The 17,982-nt window shown below is 70.4% G+C and carries 13 protein-coding genes; 10 read left to right on the top strand and 3 right to left on the bottom strand.

Going from position 1 to position 17,982, the window contains the following annotated elements; translation table 11 throughout:
* Nucleotides 1–86: 86 nt before the first annotated feature.
* The 5 genes from ACYVK5_RS06825 to ACYVK5_RS06845 all read left to right on the top strand — a co-directional run bounded on the left by ACYVK5_RS06825 (nucleotide 87) and on the right by ACYVK5_RS06845 (nucleotide 8,405).
* A complete protein-coding gene (locus ACYVK5_RS06825; protein ID WP_460703157.1) occupies nucleotides 87–1,040 on the top strand; it encodes a carbohydrate ABC transporter permease in 954 nt (317 codons plus the stop codon).
* Nucleotides 1,037–1,930 (top strand): carbohydrate ABC transporter permease, encoded by an 894-nt coding sequence (locus tag ACYVK5_RS06830; protein WP_460703159.1) that lies wholly within the window; start codon nucleotides 1,037–1,039, stop codon nucleotides 1,928–1,930. The genes ACYVK5_RS06825 and ACYVK5_RS06830 overlap by 4 nt, the downstream gene beginning before the upstream one ends.
* An 81-nt stretch (nucleotides 1,931–2,011) precedes the next feature.
* Nucleotides 2,012–3,364, top strand: coding sequence for an ABC transporter substrate-binding protein (locus ACYVK5_RS06835; protein WP_460703161.1), 1,353 nt, complete (start codon nucleotides 2,012–2,014; stop codon nucleotides 3,362–3,364).
* Between the two features lie 28 nt (nucleotides 3,365–3,392).
* Complete coding sequence (locus ACYVK5_RS06840) at nucleotides 3,393–4,916, top strand: alpha-N-arabinofuranosidase (protein WP_460703163.1); 1,524 nt, start codon at nucleotides 3,393–3,395, stop codon at nucleotides 4,914–4,916.
* A gap of 150 nt (nucleotides 4,917–5,066) precedes the next feature.
* Nucleotides 5,067–8,405, top strand: a complete 3,339-nt coding sequence (locus ACYVK5_RS06845) for a putative Ig domain-containing protein (protein ID WP_460703165.1) — start codon at nucleotides 5,067–5,069, stop codon at nucleotides 8,403–8,405.
* Between the two features lie 70 nt (nucleotides 8,406–8,475).
* Here the strand turns inward: ACYVK5_RS06845 and ACYVK5_RS06850 are convergent, their stop codons facing one another.
* Nucleotides 8,476–9,486: a LacI family DNA-binding transcriptional regulator gene (locus tag ACYVK5_RS06850; protein ID WP_460703167.1), complete on the bottom strand. Its 1,011-nt coding sequence runs from the start codon at nucleotides 9,484–9,486 to the stop codon at nucleotides 8,476–8,478.
* A gap of 121 nt (nucleotides 9,487–9,607) precedes the next feature.
* Here ACYVK5_RS06850 and ACYVK5_RS06855 point away from each other — a divergent pair, with 121 nt between their 5' ends.
* The 5 genes from ACYVK5_RS06855 (at nucleotide 9,608) to ACYVK5_RS06875 (ending at nucleotide 15,314) form a co-directional block, all read left to right on the top strand.
* Nucleotides 9,608–9,787 carry a hypothetical protein gene (locus tag ACYVK5_RS06855; protein ID WP_460703169.1) on the top strand — a complete coding sequence of 60 codons (180 nt, stop codon included), beginning with the start codon at nucleotides 9,608–9,610 and terminating at the stop codon, nucleotides 9,785–9,787.
* Nucleotides 9,788–9,928: 141 nt separating this feature from the next.
* The gene (locus tag ACYVK5_RS06860; protein ID WP_460703171.1) at nucleotides 9,929–12,106 is read left to right on the top strand and encodes an RICIN domain-containing protein; all 2,178 of its coding nucleotides are present in this window, start codon (nucleotides 9,929–9,931) and stop codon (nucleotides 12,104–12,106) included.
* Nucleotides 12,107–12,257: 151 nt separating this feature from the next.
* Nucleotides 12,258–12,764 carry an FMN-binding protein gene (locus ACYVK5_RS06865; RefSeq protein ID WP_460703173.1) on the top strand — a complete coding sequence of 169 codons (507 nt, stop codon included), beginning with the start codon at nucleotides 12,258–12,260 and terminating at the stop codon, nucleotides 12,762–12,764.
* Nucleotides 12,757–13,650, top strand: coding sequence for an FAD:protein FMN transferase (locus ACYVK5_RS06870; RefSeq protein ID WP_460703175.1), 894 nt, complete (start codon nucleotides 12,757–12,759; stop codon nucleotides 13,648–13,650). Before ACYVK5_RS06865 ends, ACYVK5_RS06870 begins: the two co-directional genes overlap by 8 nt.
* Nucleotides 13,647–15,314: an oxidoreductase gene (locus ACYVK5_RS06875; RefSeq protein ID WP_460703177.1), complete on the top strand. Its 1,668-nt coding sequence runs from the start codon at nucleotides 13,647–13,649 to the stop codon at nucleotides 15,312–15,314. Before ACYVK5_RS06870 ends, ACYVK5_RS06875 begins: the two co-directional genes overlap by 4 nt.
* 19 nt (nucleotides 15,315–15,333) lie before the next feature.
* Here the strand turns inward: ACYVK5_RS06875 and ACYVK5_RS06880 are convergent, their stop codons facing one another.
* Nucleotides 15,334–16,743 carry a HupE/UreJ family protein gene (locus ACYVK5_RS06880; protein ID WP_460703179.1) on the bottom strand — a complete coding sequence of 470 codons (1,410 nt, stop codon included), beginning with the start codon at nucleotides 16,741–16,743 and terminating at the stop codon, nucleotides 15,334–15,336.
* Nucleotides 16,744–16,745: 2 nt separating this feature from the next.
* Nucleotides 16,746–17,900, bottom strand: a complete 1,155-nt coding sequence (locus ACYVK5_RS06885; protein ID WP_460703180.1) for a DUF3500 domain-containing protein — start codon at nucleotides 17,898–17,900, stop codon at nucleotides 16,746–16,748.
* Nucleotides 17,901–17,982: the final 82 nt, after the last annotated feature.

A 17,982-nucleotide genomic window follows, 5' to 3' on the forward strand; every position in this document is an offset into this window, starting at 1 on the left:
ACTCTACATGTTTGCGTTGACATGGCGATCGATCGGTGCCATGTTAGCGCCAACACGCAAAGACCGACCAACGAAAGCCTGGGCCGATGGCGACCAGAACAGCCCCCGTGGCGGGCACCAGACCTCTCCCCCCGACCGCGGGAGCACGAACCGACGCACCGACCCACCGACGCAGCGCCCGCGACTGGCGCGGGTGGATCTTCGTCGGCCCGTTCATGGCGGTGTTCGCGCTGACCTTTCTCGCGCCGGTGCTGTACTCGCTCATCCTGAGCCTCTTTCGCACACGGCTTGTCGGGGGCACCGAGTTTGTCGGTCTCGGCAACTACGTCCTGGCCTTCACGGACCCGAAGTTCCTGGAGGGCGCAGCGCGCGTCACGCTGTTCCTGGCGGTGCAGGTCCCCGTGATGCTCGGCCTCGCCCTGGTCGCCGCGCTGGCGATCGACTCCCGGCGCCTCGCCGGCGCGTCCTTCTTCCGTATCGGGATGTTCCTGCCCTACGCGGTGCCCGGCGTCGTCGCCGTGCTCATGTGGGGCTTCATGTACTCGCCACGGATGGGTCTGACCGGGAACGTCAACGACCTGCTGGGCGCCGACGTGCTCATGCCCTTCTCCCCGTCCGCGATCCTCTTCGCGATCGGCAACATCGTCACGTGGGAGTTCGTCGGCTACAACATGCTGATCTTCTACGCCGCGCTCCGGACCATCCCCGAGGAGCTCTACGAGGCGGCAGCGCTCGACGGTGCGGGACAGTTCCGCATCGTGAGGAGCATCAAGCTCCCGGCACTGCGCGGCGCCATCACGATCGCCACGATCTTCTCGATCATCGGCAGCTTCCAGCTCTTCAACGAACCCAACATCCTGCGTTCGCTGGCCCCGAGCCTCATCTCCACCTACTACACACCGAACATGTACGCGTACAACCTCAGCTTCCTGGGGCAACAGGTGAACTACGCGGCGACGGTCGCGATCGTCATGGGCATCGCGACCGCCGTGATCGCCTACGTCGTACAGCTGCGCGGCATGCGACAGGAGCAGCGATGACCACTCCCGCCCTCGACCGCCGGTCCGAACGTTCCAGCGGCTGGCTCACGCCACGCAACTCGAAACTCCTCACGGTGGCCATGTCGCTGTTCGTGATCTACTCGCTGCTCCCGCTGGTCTGGCTCCTGATCAGCTCGACCAAGACACTCGACTCCCTGCTCGGCTCATTCGGGCTCTGGTTCGACGGCCCGTTCGCCCTCTTCCAGAACATCCACGACACGCTCGTCTACCAGGACGGCATCTTCCTGCGCTGGTTCGGCAACACGCTGCTGTACGTCGTCCTCGGCGCCGGCGGGGCGACCGCCCTCGCCACCCTCGCGGGATACGGCCTGGCGAAGTTCACCTTCCCCGGCAAGCGTGCCGTCTTCGCCGTCGTCCTCGGGGCGATCGCGGTCCCGGGCACGGCACTCGCGGTGCCGACCTTCCTGATGTTCAGCCAGATGGGCCTCACCAACACCGTCTGGTCGATCGTCATCCCCTCGCTGATCTCCCCGTTCGGCCTGTACCTGATCTGGGTCTACGCCGTCGACTCCGTGCCCACAGAATTGCTGGAGGCCGCACGCGTCGACGGCGCCGGCGAGGTGCGGACCTTCTTCACGATCTCCCTGCGACTGCTCGCCCCGGGCATCGTCACGGTCGCCCTGTTCTCGATCGTCGCGACGTGGAACAACTACTTCCTGCCGCTGATCATGCTCAGCGACCCGGACCTGTTCCCGCTGACCATCGGCCTGAACCAGTGGAACCAGCAGGCCTCCGGGATCGGGTCGGAACCCGTGTTCAACCTGGTGATCACCGGTTCGCTGCTGACCATCGTGCCGATCGTCATCGTCTTCCTCTACCTCCAGCGCTACTGGCAGTCCGGCCTGGCCGCCGGGAGCGTCAAGCAGTAGCTCGCGGGTCGAGCCCGCTCCGGCTCGCCCACCCAGAACCGCAGTTGATTCATCTCCAACGATGTGGAAGGACCAAGGATCATGACTACACGCGCCCTCACCCGGGTGGCCGCCGCGGCGGCCGCGGCCGGACTTCTCAGCGCAAGCCTCGCGGCCTGCTCCGGCGGCAGCACCGCGGGAGACAGCACCGACGGCGCCGGCGGAGGAGCCGCAGCCATCGACGCGGCCCTCGAGGAAGGCGGCTCGATCACCTACTGGACCTGGACGCCCTCCGCCGAGGCCCAGGTCGCCGCGTTCGAGGAGGCGTACCCGAACGTGGACGTCAACCTCGTCGACACCGGCGGCGCGAACGACAACAACCTCAAGCTCCAGAACGCCATCTCGGCGGGCTCCGGCGCACCCGACGTGGTCCAGCTCGAGTACCAGGCGCTCCCCCAGTTCGTCATCGCCGACAGCCTCGTCGACCTCACGGCCTACGACTTCGCCGACCACGAGTCGCTGTACACCGCCTCGACCTGGGCGTCCGTCTCACAGGGCGGGATCTGGGGACTGCCCCAGGACTCCGGCCCGATGGCACTCTTCTACAACAAGAAGGTGTTCGACGAGTTCGGGCTCGAGGTCCCGACCACCTGGGACGAGTACGTCGAGGCAGGCCGCGAGCTGCACGCCGCGGACCCGGAGTACTACATCACCAACGACTCGGGCACCGACGCCGGATTCGGAACCGCCATGATCTGGCAGGCCGGCGGGCGGCCGTTCGAGGTCGACGGCGAGACCGTCACCGTCGACCTCCAGGACGAGGGCAGCCAACGGTGGGCCGACACCTGGACCACGCTCGTGCAGGAGGACCTGGTCAGCCAGATCGCCGGATGGAGCGACGAATGGTTCGCCGGCCTGTCCAGCGGAAAGATCGCGACACTGCCGATCGGGGCCTGGGCCCCCGGCGTCTTCGAGACCGGGGCGCAGGACGGCGCCGGCGACTGGCAGGTCGCGCCGATGCCGACCTACGACGGCGGAGACCCCGTGACGGCGGAGAACGGCGGCTCCACCCAGGTCGTCACGAAGCAGTCGGAGAACCCGGCGCTCGCGGCGGGCTTCCTCCAGTGGCTGAACGCCTCCGACGAGTCGATCCAGGTGTTCCTCGAGAAGGGCGGGTTCCCCGCCACCGTGAAGGAGCTCAACTCCGAGGAGTTCCTCGGCTACCAGTCCGAGTACTTCGGCGGCCAGGAGATCAACCGGGTCCTGGTCGACGCCGCGAACTCGGTGGGAACCGGCTGGCAGTACCTGCCGTGGCAGGCCTACTCCAACAGCATCTACGGCGACGCCGTCGGACCGGTGTACCTGGGCAAGGGCGACATCAACGACGGCCTGACCGTCTGGCAGGAGCAGAACGTGAGCTACGGCACGCAGCAGGGCTTCACCGTTGCCGAATGACACCACGAGACCGGTGAAGAGGAGAAGAATGGATATCGGGCGTATCGACGTCGACCCCGGCGAGGCCGGAGCAACGATCTCACGGCGGCTGTTCGGCACTTTCGTCGAGCACATGGGGCGGAGCATCTACGACGGCATCTACGAGCCGGGGCATCCGGCTGCCGGCCCGGACGGGTTCCGGGAGGACGTGCTCGAACTCGTCCGTGACCTCGGAGGGACGCTGTGCCGGTATCCCGGCGGGAACTTCGTGTCGGGCTACCGCTGGGAGGACGGCGTCGGCCCGGTCGACGAGAGGCCGGTCCGGCGGGAGCCCGCGTGGCACAGCATCGAGACGAATCGCGTCGGCCTGCACGAGTTCGCGAGCTGGGCGGAGCGTGCCGGCCTGGAGATCGTCGAGGCCGTCAACCTGGGTACTCGTGGCATCGAGGAGGCGGCCGACCTGCTCGAGTACGCCAACCACCCCGGCGGGACCGAGCTGTCCGAGCGCCGCCGCCGCAACGGCCGCGACGAACCGTTCGGGATCCGCGTGTGGTGTCTCGGCAACGAGATGGACGGACCGTGGCAGATCGGCCACAAGACCGCCGACGAGTACGGCCGCCTCGCCGCCGAGACCGGACGGCTCATGAAACTGTGCGACCCCCGGCTCGAGCTCGTCGTCGCCGGGAGCTCCAACCGCGCGATGCCGACCTACGGGGAGTGGGAACGAACCGTCCTGCGGCACACTGCCGGCATCGCCGACCACATCTCCCTGCACCTGTACGTCGAGGAGATCGGAGACGACACGACCGGGTTCCTGGCCTCCGGCATCGAACTGGACGCGTTCGTCGAGGACATCGGTGCGATCGTCGACGAGGTCGCGGACGAGACCGGCACGACGCCGCCCGGGCTGAGCATCGACGAGTGGAACGTCTGGTACAACAGCCGGTGGAACGCCCAGGCCGACGAGGTCGCCGCCGGTGAGTGGCTGCACGCGCCGCGGCTCATCGAGGACGAGTACTCGGTCACCGACGGAATCGTCGTCGGAGCCCTGCTCGTCGCCATGGTCCGCAACGCGGACCGCATCTCGATGGCGAACCTCGCGCAGCTCGTCAACGTCATCGCACCGATCCGCACCGAACCCGGCGGCCCGGCGTGGCGGCAGACCACCTACTTCCCGTTCCAGCTCACCTCACGGTTCGCGCGCGGGCGCGTCGTACCGCCCACGGTCACGGCCCCTGGCGTCGCGACCGCGAGGTACGGCGACGTGCCGGCCCTGGACTCCGTCGCCTCGGTCGACGACGACGGCACGGTGTCGGTGTTCGTCGTGCACCGGGGCATCGAGGAGGCACTGCCCGTCGAGCTGACCGTCGCGGGCGACCTGGACGTGGCGTCCGCCCTCGTCCTGGCCGCCCCCGACGAGGGCGACAGGCATGCGACGAACACCGCCGAGGCGCAGCCCGTCGAGACCGTCGAGCTCCCGACGACGAGCGCGACGGCGGGCGGGTCGACGTCGGTTGCCTTCAGCCTGCCGGCCCCCGCCTGGGCCGTGCTCACCCTCCGGCCGCGAGGCTGACCCGCGGCCGAACAACGGCCGCCCGAACCGCACTGACATCCGAGAGAGGAGGCCGATTCGGCACGACCGGCGCGCGGACACCGCTCCGCGGGCGCGCGCCAAGCAGGGCCGTCGAGGCCGACGGCCCCGCCCGACAAGAAGGAGAAGGACATGACAAAGAGGTTAGGTCTCCGGTGGTCGGCGATCGTGGCGGTCGGGGCGTTGCTCGCCCCGGCTGCCGTGGTGGCCGCCACTGCGGTTCCGGCGTCCGCCGAGGCGGACGCACCCGTGCACGCGTACCGGGCGACGCCCGGGGACGTGGCGTCCGAGCGGTTCGCGCTCGAGGCGAACGACACCGACGTGTTCGTGACGAAGTACGCCAACCGGAGCAACAACCGCATGGCGGTTGCCCGGTTCGCGTCCGACGACGAGACACCCACGCTCACCGTGACGAACAGCGAACCCATCACGAGCTGGACGATCTATCCCGAGCGCTACTACCCCGACGGCGCCGTGACCGTCGACGGGAACACGCTCACCTTCGAGATGAGCGACGCCCTGCGGTACGCCGTCCTCGAGGTCAACGGTGCGCAGCCGGGGCTCGCGATCGTCAACGACCCGACGGAGGACCCGGCCGGCGTGCCGGACCCGGACGCGGCGAACGTCGTCGACGCCTCGGACTTCGTCACCGATCTCACGGGGGCGACGGATCAGTCGGAGAACGTCGCGGCCGCGATCGACGCGCTGTACTCCGACGACACCAAGGACACGCTGTACTTCCCGGACGGCTGGTACACGTACGCGGGCCTGGAGCTGCGCGAACGGACCAAGCCCGTGCGCATCTACGTCGACGAGGGTGCCCTGCTGAAGAACCGCATCCAGCCGACCATGGAGTCCCTCGAACCGGGGATCGGCATCTGGGACTCGGCCAACATCACCATCGAGGGACGCGGCGTCTTCGACGGCAACGGCTTCGCCAACTACGACACGGCCAACGGAGGCTGGCGCCACGACGCGGCGACGTCCTACCACCAGGGCGGCGTGATGCTCGTCCGGTCGGAGAACATCGTGTTCAACGACACGCTGATGCGTGACGCGAAGCAGTGGAACTGGGAGACGCACACCGCGAAGAACGTCACCTTCAACAACATCAAGGGCCTCACCCCGTACGCCCAGCCGTGGATCGACGGGATCGACCTGGCCAGCGGCCAGCACATCACCGTCAACGGGGCGCTGACGCTCGGCAACGACGACACGTTCGCCACGGGGCACTACAACCCGAGCGACCAGTTCGAGGAGGATCCCGACCGCCTGACCTGGGACACCGAGGACACGTTCGACATTGCCGTCAACGATCACCTGGGCTGGAGCGCCGGGGCCGGCAACGGTATGCGCATCGGGCACCGGTTCGGGTACCAGCTGCGTGACTACACCTTCACCAACGTCAACTACGTCGGTTTCGGCGCCGGCGGGCACGGCATCACGATCGCGAACGTCGATCCGGCGATGTACCCGCGGTACGAGAACATCGTCGTGCGCGACAGCTCGTTCGACACGTCGAAGGTCGGTACGAACTTCGCGATCTCCGGCAAGGCGAGCTCGGACCCGGCCGACAGGATCGGCCAGGTCACCCTGGACAACGTGTGGTTCTCGGAGAACAAGCCGTCGAACATCCGGAACGTCACCGACCTGACGATCAGGAACCTGACGCTCGACGGGACGCCGGTGACCCGCCTGAGCCAGACGGACCTGACCCTCGACAACGTCGTCAACAAGGATCTCGACTTCCCCGAGGACGTCGCCCCGGTCATCGACGAGATCGCGGACCAGGAGGCCGTCGTGGGCGAGGAGCTCCGGTTCGAGGTCACGGCGAGCGACGGCGACGGCGACGAGATCACGCTGTCGGTCGCCGACGGCGACCTGCCCGGCGGCGCGAGCTTCGACGCGACGAGCGGCGTCTTCACCTGGACACCCACGCGGGATCAGGCCGGTGACCACCAGGTGCGGTTCGTCGCGACGGACACCCGCGACGCGTCGTCCACGCGCTCCGTGGCGATCACCGTCACCGACCCGTCGGCGACGACGTTCAGGATCCCGGTGCTGGCCGACACGAACGTGCAGACCTGGAATGCCGAGGAGAACCTGAACTACGGCGACAACGAGCACCTGCGAGTCATGGGCTGGGGCAACGACTCCTACGGCCCGCTCGGCTCGACGTATCCGGGCGGCGAGTCCAACCGGGACGCCAAGCTCACCTACCTCGCGTTCGACCTGTCGGAGGTCGACGACATGCTCACCGGTGCCGACCTGCTGCGGGCCGACCTCGTCATGACCTACATGGGACCGACGAAGACAGGGCTCAGCGGAACGGACACCCTGCGCGTGGCACAGGTGCCCGGGACCTGGCTCGAGGGTGACGGCAAGACGACGCCCCCCTCGCGCACGAACACTGTCAACGATGCCATGACCTGGGTGAACAAGCCCTCGGTCGACAGCGGTGAGGTCCTGGAGTCCGAGCCGTTCGACGTCACGGCTCCCGCGAAGGTCGGCAACGACGTGACGTACCGCGACGACCAGGTCCCCGTCGGCTCGGTCGCCCGCACCGACGTGACCGCGTGGGTGTCCTCCCTGGACACCGGCGACGACGTGCTCCGCCTCGCCGTCAACGAGACCGGGAGGAAGGACATCATCTTCGTCAGCCGGGAGGGCGCGGAGCGCAACCCCAACGCGGCGGGCATGGCACCGGCACTGGAACTCACGGTCCTCGAGCGCGTGGACACCGCCTCGCTGGAGCAGGCGATCACGGACGCCGAGTCGCTCGACGACTCGCGGTACGGCGCCGACTCCTGGTCCGCGCTGGACGAGGCGCTCGGGGCCGCGAGGTCGGTGCGCGACGCCGCCACGCCGACGCAGCAGCAGGTCGACGAGGCCGCGAATGCCCTCACATCGGCGGTGGACGCCCTCGTGCCGGCCGTCACGGCGATCGACGTGGCGGCCGTGCGGAACGTCTACCCGACGGACGTGACACCCGAGACGGTCGACCTCGTCGTGACGGCCACCCGTTCCGACGAGTCGACGGCGGAACTCCCCGCCGAGGGCTACGACGTCGAGCCCTTCGACTCAGCGGCCTCGACGTCGACACCGGTGTCCGTCGCCGTCGACGACGGGCTGACGGCTCCCGGGGCGGCCTCCGTGACCGCGACCGTCGAGATCATGATCGCCGACCCCTGGGACGCGGCCACGGTCTACCAGCCGGAGGACCTCGTCGAGCACGACGGCTCGGCGTGGCTCGCCACATGGCGGACGAGGAACCGGACGCCCGGCGCGAGTCCCTGGGGGCCGTGGCAGGAGATCGCGACGAACGCCGACGGCATGGCCGTGTGGACGCCGTCGCGGATCTTCACGGACGGTGACGTCGTCGTCCACGACGGCGTCGTCTACGAGGCCCAGCGGCGGACCCGCAACCAGGAGCCCGGCGGGGCCTGGGGCCCGTGGGCCGCTTCCGCCTGACGCCAGGGACGGGTGCGGGCCGGCGCTTTCTCGAGGTGCGTCGGCCCGCGCCGCCTCCGGCGGGACCACATCATGCGGCCGACGGCGGCACGGTGTGCCCGGTCGACTCGCGCCAGGCGATCCGGTGGAGCGCGGATCCGCGTGGGGGTACCGGTTCCCCCCGCATCGTCGCGATCAGGAGCTGCATGGCGTGGCGTCCGGCCGTCTGGAAGTCCACGTCCACGGTGGTGAGCGACGGCATGGTGTGCGCGCCGAACGCCGCGTTGTCCCATCCGGTGACGACGACGTCACCCGGCACGGACCATCCCCGCTCCGCGGCACCCCGCAGGACGCCCACCGCCAGCAGATCGTTGGCGGCGACGACGGCGACCGGTGGCGCGTCCACGGGCAACGCGAGCACGGCTTGCCTGCCCGACTCCGCGAGCCAGTCCCCACCGAGCACGCCGAGGGACTCCACGCCATGGCGCTCCACACAGGCGAGGTAGGTGTCGCGGCGCGCTCGAGCCGACGCGAACTCCGGCGATCCGGCGACGTGCACGAACCGGCGGTGCCCGGCCGCGACGAGCGTCTCGACGAAGGTCTCCAGCAGACTGGCATCGGCCAGCTCGCCCGCGCTGTGCATCTGATCGTCGAATGCCGTCGCGGCCAGGACCGGGGCCGAGTTCTCGCCGTCCGGTCGTCCTTGCGGAAGCACGGGCACCAAAGTCAGGATGCCCTCGTACTGCGCGCTGCCCGCCAGCTCGAGCACCCTCTCGGTCCGCTCCTCCACGGGACCGTCCACGATGCTGGTCTCCATCACGTAGCCCGCGTCGTGCGCCGCCTGGCTCGCGCCGGTGAGCATGCACATCTGGTTGTCGACGGCGACACCGGTGATCACGGCGAGGCGGCCCGAGCGACGCGTGCGCATCGATCTGGCGGCGAGGTTCGGCCGGTACCCGACCGACTCCGCGACGTTCAGGACGTGCGCGCGTGTGGCGGGGGAAATTGCGCCCTTACCAGTCAGGGCGTAGGACACCGTCGTCTGTGAGACCCCGGCGGCACGCGCGACGTCACGGATCGTCGGTGGGCTCGACGCATTCACGGCTTTCTCCATCCTCTTGACAGCGGGCTGAGCGACCACAACCATAGTGACACGTGTCACCGGTGACACGTTTCACCATCTGCCCGGGTTCCGGGTCGCGACCCTCGAGGAGGAGGTGTCCATGCCTGTCGTCGAGCTCCGACGGCCGGCCGACGGCGGACGGCGCCGGGCGGGCCGAGGCGGCCTCATGACGACGTCCAGCGGCGCGTCCTACGCGCCCGAGCCGATCCCGGCGCCCGTGGCAGAGCCCGCCGAGCTCAGCATGCCGGCCCGGCAGGGAGCCCGACTCCTCACACCGTGACGGCTTGTGGTGGGCGCGATCGTTGCGACCACGTGCCGGCGTCGGTCGCAACGATCGCGACCACCACAAGCCGTCCGCACCAGAGGCCGGGCCGGGGGCCGGCCGGGACCACTCGAAACACCTTCACGGAAGGAACCACGCATGTTGAGACAACGGACGTCTCTCGCCATCGCGGCAACTGCTGCCCTGCTCGTGTCCGGATCCGCCGGTGCGCTCAGCGCGTCGGCGGCGGACCCCATCGGCATCACGATCGACTACGCCACCGACATCGGCCCGGCCACGCACGTCGCCAGCGGGTTCCTGCACGGCATCGACGCCCAGGACCCCTCGCAGTACCTGATCGACGGCGTGGACGTGCACGCGATCCGCGGCGCCGACTACCACTCCAACCTGCCCAGCCTGTACGACCAGGACACCTACGACCGGGTCGCCGCCACCGGCGCGGCGCTCCAGATGGGCCTGTACTACTACGTCGCCGACCCGGACGACCCGCGCCAGGGATACCGTCCCGGCGACGGCGGCGACTACGACACCTGGCGTGAGATCGTCACCGAGGTCTACCAGGAAGCTCAGGACCGCGACCTGGAGTTCGAGTCCTGGATCACCTGGAACGAGCCCGACCTCCAGTGGCGGAACAACTTCGAGGGCTACCTGGCGGCCCACGACGTCGCCTACGACCGCATGCGAGCGCTCGACCCGGACGCCAAGGTGCAGGCCCCGGAGATCGCCCGGTACGACTTCAGCTTCCTGACCCAGTTCCTCACCCACTGCCGGGACAACGACTGCCTCCCCGACGTCCTGTCCTGGCACGAACTGACCGACCCGCCCGCCGACGTCCCCGGTCATGCCGCCCAGATCCGGCAGTGGATGCTCGACAACGACATCGAGCCGATGCCGATGGCCGTCACCGAGTACCAGGGCACCGGATACGCCAACGCGAATGCCTGGCACACCGGCAAGAACGTGCGCTGGCTGGCCCAGTTCGAGCGGGCGATCCCGTTCGGCATGGACTCTGCGCTGTACTCGGCCTGGGAGTGGGTCGGTGACGACGACCGCTTCCGTGCCAGCCTCGGCAATGCGGCCGACCGCGCCACCGTGTCGCTGCCGCGCGGCGTGTGGTGGAACTACCACGCCTACAAGGACATGACCGGCCGCATGGTCGGGACGACCTCGACCGCACCGACCACGGTCGACGCGTTCGCGGCGGTCGACACCGGACTGCACCGCTCGGTCGCCCTCGCCGGCAACCAGACGTCCGAGGCCCAGACCGTGACGCTGCAGCTCCAGAACCTCCCGTCCGCACTCGTGCGCGACGGACAGGTGCACGTGCGGGCCGAGTCCATGGCGAACGCGGAGACCCTGACGAACCCGCTCACCGAGTTCGAGCAGAACGTGACGGTCTCCGGCGGCAGCGCGACCGTCGAGCTTCCCGTGCCGGCGGGCGCGGCACTCCGCGTCGACGTGCTCCCCGCGCTCACCGCGGCGGCGACCACCCGATGGGAGGCCGAGGACCTGCCGGCGACGGCCACCAGCGGCGTCACGCACCGCACGTTCGCGGAGGAGGAGCTCAGCGGCGGTGAGGCGACCGTCCTGGAGGCCACCGCGAACGGGCAGGCGGTGACGTACACCGTCGACGTGCCCGAAAGCGGGGTCTATCACGTGCGCGCGGGCCTGAAGAACCTGGCCTCCCGCGGCATGGCGCAGATCTCCGTCGACGGGCAGCCGGTCGGCGGGCCGCTCGACGAGTACGGCAGCCTCCAGTACTACGACCAGCACGCCGGGGTCGTCGAGCTCGCGGCCGGGTCCCACGAGATCGAGTTCCGCGTCGTCGGGGCGCACCCTTCGGCCACCTCCAGGTGGTATGCGATCGACTACGTCGAACTCGTCGGGCTGGGCACGGCAGGCAGCCAGGCGGCGTCCATCACCAGCCGGAACTCCGGCAAGTGCCTGGACGTCAGCAGCGCGTCGGTCTCCGACGGGGCCGGGATCATCCAGTGGACCTGCCACGGCAACGCCAACCAGCGGTGGAGCCTGGAAGACGTCGGCGCCGGCTATGTCCAGATCGTCGCCGAGCACTCCGGCAAGTGTCTCGCCATCGACGGCGCTTCGACCGCCAACGGGGCCGCCGCCGTCCAGTCGACCTGCGACGGCGGCACGGACCAGCAATGGGACGTGCGCAACGCCGGCGACGGCTTCGTCGAGCTCGTCGCGCGGCACTCGGGCAAGTGCCTCGACGTCGCCGGCCTCTCCACGGAAGACGGCGCCACGGTGCAGCAGTACGACTGCTGGAGCGGCACCAACCAGCAGTGGAGCCTCTGAGAATCCCGACGACGGCCTCGGTCCCGGCGCTGCCGCCGGGACCGAGGCCGTTCGCTTCCCGCTCGGGTCTCAGCAGGCTCATAGGCAGGCCCAAGCATCGCTCCAAGCTCGGCTCCTTGACTGTCCCCATCACCACAACCGGGAGACAGCCATGAATACCTCGTTCCGACGCCGCATCCTCATCGCCCTCACACCGCTCGCCGTCGCCGGCATCCTCGCCAGCTGCAGTACGGCCACCGGCGCCGAGAGCGCGTCCCAGGGCACCGTCGCCACCGATTCGGCCGCCTCGGCCGGCAGCGCGTCCGGCACCTCCGAGACGGACGAGACCACCTCCGGCCAGAGCACCACGGACGCCACGAGCACCTACGCCGACGGCACGTACACCGCCGAGGGCAGCTACGTGTCCCCCGGCGGCACCGAGGCGATCGAGGTCGAGCTGACGATCGCCGACGGCGTGGTGACCACCGTGACCGTCACCCCCGAGGCCGACAACCCGACCTCCGCGCAGTACCAGGAGCAGTTCGCGTCGGGGATCTCCGCCGAGGTGGTGGGCGTCGCGCTCGACGAGCTGGATGTGGACAAGGTCGCCGGCTCCTCGCTCACCTCGGACGGCTTCGCCGACGCCGTCGCGCAGATCGCGGAGCAGGCCGATGCGTGACACGACCACCACCACGACGGGACGCCTCACCTTCGAGGCGATCGGCACCCGGTGGATCATCGACACACCCGCTCCCTTGTCCGCAGCCGCGGAGGACGCGGTGCGCGGCGAGATCGCCGCGTTCGACGCGACCTGGTCACGCTTCCGCACGGATTCGTTCGTGCGCGACCTCGCCCGGCGGCCACGCCGGCATCTCGTCGACGCCGACGGCGCCGCGATGCTGGAGGTCTACGACGTGCTCGCGGCGGCAACCGACGACGCGGTGAACCCGCTGGTCGGTCACGCCCTGGAGGATTTGGGGTACGACGCGAGCTACACGCTGCGCCAGTCCCTTCATCGCCGACGTCCCGTCCCCGCGTGGCGGACGCTGGGCTGGGACGTCACGACCGCGACGGTCGATCCGGCGGACGCCGCGCTGCTCGACGTCGGCGCGATCGGGAAGGGACGCCTGGTCGACCTTGTCGCCGACGCGCTCGTGGCGGCCGGCGTCGAGCCGTTCACGGTCGACGCGGGCGGTGACATCCGCCAGGTGGGCGGCCGGGGCCTGAGGGTCGCGCTCGAGCATCCTCGCGATCCGCGCCGGGCGGTCGGCCTCGTGCGGCTGGGCGCGGGAGGCGGCGCCGTGTGCGCGTCGGCGACCAACAGGCGCGCGTGGGGAGACGGGCTGCACCACGTGATCGACGCCCGTACCGGCCTGCCCACGACGGACGTCGTCGCGACGTGGGCGGTGGCGCCGACGGCCATGCTGGCTGACGCGGCGGCGACCGCCGCGTTCTTCCTCGAACCGGGTGCCGTCCGCGAGCTGCTGCCCGTGACGGGTGTCGTCCGGATGCCTCGGCGCGGCCCGCTCGAGGCCGTCGGCATCGACGGGGAGGTGTTCTCATGACCACGGCAGTCGTCGCCCCGCCTGACCGGGCCGCGATGCCCCGCCCGGGTCTCGTGCGGTGGTTCGACGCGGCTCTCGGGCGCGTGTCGATGTACGTGCTGGTGCTCGTCGTCCTCGGTGTCGTGGCCACGACGGCCGTCGTGCTGGCGGCCGCGGGCATCCTGTCCGTGGACCCGTTCGCGATGGTCGCCAGCGCCGCCGTCGCCCTGACCGCGACCTGGGCGGGAACCGCCGCGGGCGCCCGCCTGACCGGCGCCCGCCCGCATCCTGGCTCATGGGCGATCACGGGCCTGATCCTGTTCTTGCTGCTGTGGCCCGACCTGACCGCGACAGGCCTGGGGACGGTCGCGGTCGCCGGGCTCGCCGCGGGCCTGAGCAAGTTCGTCCTGGCCTGGCGGGGGCGTCATGTGCTCAACCCGGCCGCCGCCGGCGTCGTCGTCGCCGGGCTGGCGGGCCTCGTCCTGCCCGGCCTCGGGACGGCCCTGTGGTGGGTCGGCAGCGCGGCGCTCCTGCCGGTGGTCGCGCTCGGCGCCGTCCTGGTGCTCTGGCGTACCCGGCGGCTGGGCTACGCGATCGTCTACGCGGTGCCCGCTTGGGCGCTGACGACGGCGGGCTACCTGATGCAGGGCGTTCCGGTGGCCGATGCCGCCTGGTGGGCTCTCAGCGCGAGCCCGATCGTGTTCCTGGCCGGGTTCATGCTCTCCGAGCCGCTCACGACCCCGGCCCGCCGTGGCCAGCGGGCCGCCGTCGCGGCGCTCGTCGCCGTCGGCTCCACGCTGCCGCTCTTCGTGCCGGTGTCCCTGACGCCGGAGCTCGCCCTGCTGGCAGGCAACGCCGTGGCGTTCCTGCTCGGGCAACGGGGAGCCGTCGTCCTGCGCCTGCGGTCCGCCGAGCGCCGCGGCACCCTGCTCGACCTCCGGTTCGAGGCCGCGCGACCGCTTCGAGCCCGCGCCGGCCAGTACCTCGAGGTGGACGTCCCGTCCGCCGCGCGGGACGCGAAGGGCCGGCGCCGCGCGCTGTCGATCGCGTCCGACCCGGTGTCCGGCACGGTGCGGCTGATCACGCGCGTCGGCGAGCGTCCGTCCGCGTTCAAGTCGGCGCTCGCCGGGCTGGCGCCGGGCGACGAGATCCGTGCGACGGGCGTCGGCGGGGACTTCTTCCTGCCGGGCGACACGGCACCAGATGGCACGACACGAGATGGCACGGCTCGCGGGCGCGCGGCAGGCGGCGACACGGCGCCACGACGGGGACGCGATCTCGCGCTGGTGGCGTCCGGCGTCGGCGTCACGCCGTTCCTCGCGCATCTCGCCGCACCGATCGACGGACGTGACGCGGTGCTCGTGCACGCGGTGCGCGACGCCGCCGAGTTGCCGCTGCCCGCGGAGATCCCCGGGGCGTCCTCCGTGATCGCCGTCGTGCCGTCGGGCTCTCCGGGCTGCGGCCCGGACGGCCCCGTGCTCCGCGACGGCAGTCGCCCGCCCGCCGGCTGGGTGTGGTGCGACGGGACGCTGGAGACGGACGACCTGCTCTCCGGAGTGATCCTCGGGCTGGCGGACCGCGAGATCATGGTGTCCGGTTCGCCGGGAGCCGTCGCGACCGTGCGGCACCACGCCCGCGCGGCGGGCGTGCCGCGCGTGCGCACCGACACGTTCCTGGGCTACTGAGACGGTCGCGCCGGAGGACTCACGTGGACGACAGCGCCGCCCGGTCATTGCGAGCCACCTCGCCGGGCCGTAGGAGGCGGCCGGCGATCAGCGCCATGACCGCCCAGGCCCAGAGGGCCACGGCGATCCACGGTGACGCGGCGCCGAGCGTGTCGGCGGCCACCCCGAGGGGGTTCGGCACGCCGACACGGTCGAGCAGCCAGCCGGTCGCGGCGACGGCCGTGAGGGTGGCCGCGACGACCCGGAGCGTGGTGTAGGCGCGGGCGCGTGCGAGGACCACCAGCGGCGGCAGCACGACCAGCACGACCAGCAGCTGCATCACCTCGATGCCGAGGTTGAACCCGAGCAGGCTCAGGGCCAGCTCGGTACCGGAGAGCTCCAGCGCGGACAACGTCATGGAGAACGCCATGCCGTGCACCAGTCCGAACCCGCCCGCGACGAGGACCTCCCGGCCGGGAAAGAGCGGACGGACGGCATGGACGGCGGCGATCAGGATGCTGACGGCGATCAAGGCCTCGACAGGTTGTCGCGGCACGGGGAGCCCGAGCGTGCCGAGCGCGAGCGTGACGGAGTGCCCGATCGTGAACGCGACGGTGATACCGGTGATACGCCAGGCAGCCCTTCCCGTCGGAGCGACCGCTCCCCAACGGCGTCCCGCCGCGAGCAGGGGTGCCGGAAGCAGGAGCGTCAGCAGGAACAACTGGTGATCGGTCCCCTCGGCGATGTGTGACATGCCGTGGCGGAGCATTCCGACGAATCCGTGGGCGCCGCCATCGCCGGCGTCGAGGTCGACGTCCAGCGGGGCGACCGTGCCGGTGCGCGTGTCGAGCGTGATCGTGCCGAGGTTGCGGGCCGACGCCGCCCCCGCGGGCTGACCGGCCTCCGCGGCGGTCGTCGTCGAACCGGCGCCGGACGCCTCCGCCGTCGCCCAGCCCGATGCCGAGCCGTCGTCCAGGACGTCGCCGTGCAGGATCACGAAGATGTCGGCGGTGACGACCTGATGGATGATCGCGTCGTAGGCGAGGGAGAACGCGCGGGGACTCACGCCCGGCGGCGGTGTGAGCGTGGCCGTGGTGGTGACGGCCGGGAACTCGCCGGTGCCCCATTGCTCGGTCCACGCCGTGGCGGCGTCGTGGACCTCGACCTGCCACGCCTCGCCCGCGGTGGTCACGGCGAAGTGGTCCTCGACGTACGTCTCGATCGCCGTGGCCGTCGCACCCTCCAGGGCTCCCTCGGGAACGGCGATCCCGCTCGCCGTGGCGAGATCGGTGGCAGGCAGCGTGAGCTGCGCGGTGACGTTGTCGTCGTGGACGTCCAGTTCGATCGTCGTGGACGGCACGACGTGCGCCGACGCGGGGGCCGGGGCCAGGAGGACGGCCGCGCCCGCCGCGAGGACGGCGAGCGCGGCGCGGGTGATCTTCTGCGACATGGTCAGGACGTGAGCCCGCCGTAGTCGTTGTTCTTGTCCCGCCACACGGCGTGCGGGTGGGCGCCGTCCAGGACGATGCCGCCCTGCATCGAGAACTCGATCCAGACCGACGGACCGTCGATGCGGACGTAGGCACCGGTCGACTCCATGGTGACGTCGCCGGCGTAGGCCACGTACGTGTCGTCGAGCTCGTCCTCGTACCGGGCAAGGATCCGCTCCGCGTTGCCGGCGTCGATGTCGCCGACGTACCTGTCGATCGCGGCGAGCAGCAGGTCCTTCTGCTCGCCGGAGAGCTCGGAGGCCGCGATACCTGCCTGCTCCTGAGGGAACGCCCAGTCGGTGCCCGGCCCGAGCAGGATGTCGCCGTACGACTCCGAGAGCTCGGCGGCGGCCAGCTGGTCGTCGTCGAACGAGCCGAGCAGGTCGGCGAACGCCGCCCGCTCCTGCTGCTCCGGCATCACCGTGTCCCCGTCGACCTCGACCGTGTCCATCGGCTCGATGCCCCGGAACGACGGCGTCGCGCCGACGAGCTCCCCGTCGGTGTAGGTGTTCGCCAGCGCCAGGTGGTGACCGCCGAACTGCAGCTCCCACGTGCCGTCGTCGGCGGGCTCGCCGAGGAACGCGATGTAGAAGTTGCCGCGGCCGTAACCGTCGCCGCCGCCGTTGTCCGCCAGGTAGTCGTCGGCCTCGAGGTGCTGCACGATCTCGTCGAAGCCCTCGTTCTCCTCCGCGCCCGTCACGCCGGCGAGCAGATCCTCCAGCGCCGTCCACTGCTCGTCCGACAGGGTGCCGGTCTCCAGGCCGACCCGGGGCGTCCCGCCGCCCGGGCCGCCGCCCAGCAGCAGCGCCTGCGGAAAGTTCGACCAGGCGGCGGCGTTGTCGAACGTGTAGTCCTGGTTCAGCTCGGCGATCTGGTCGTCGTCGAGCGTCGCGGCGAAAGCCTCGGCCAGCGCGACGACGTCGCTCGAATCGCCGGACGAGGCCGAGTCACCGGACGAGGCCGTACTCGTGGCCGGCGAGCTGGTATCCGTCTCGGAGGAACCCGCGTCCTCGGTGCCGGAACACCCCGTCAGTACGAGCGCGAGGGCCGCCGTCCCGGCAAGGAGCGGAAGCATTGCGCTCCGGCCACTGCCATCTACCACGGTGCGTTTGTTCATATACGAGAACATACAACTCTATTCTGTGAATCGCGACATGAATTGCTTTCCTGATGACGTCGCAAGAATGTCCTGTCAAACC

The organism is Myceligenerans halotolerans, from assembly GCF_054782975.1.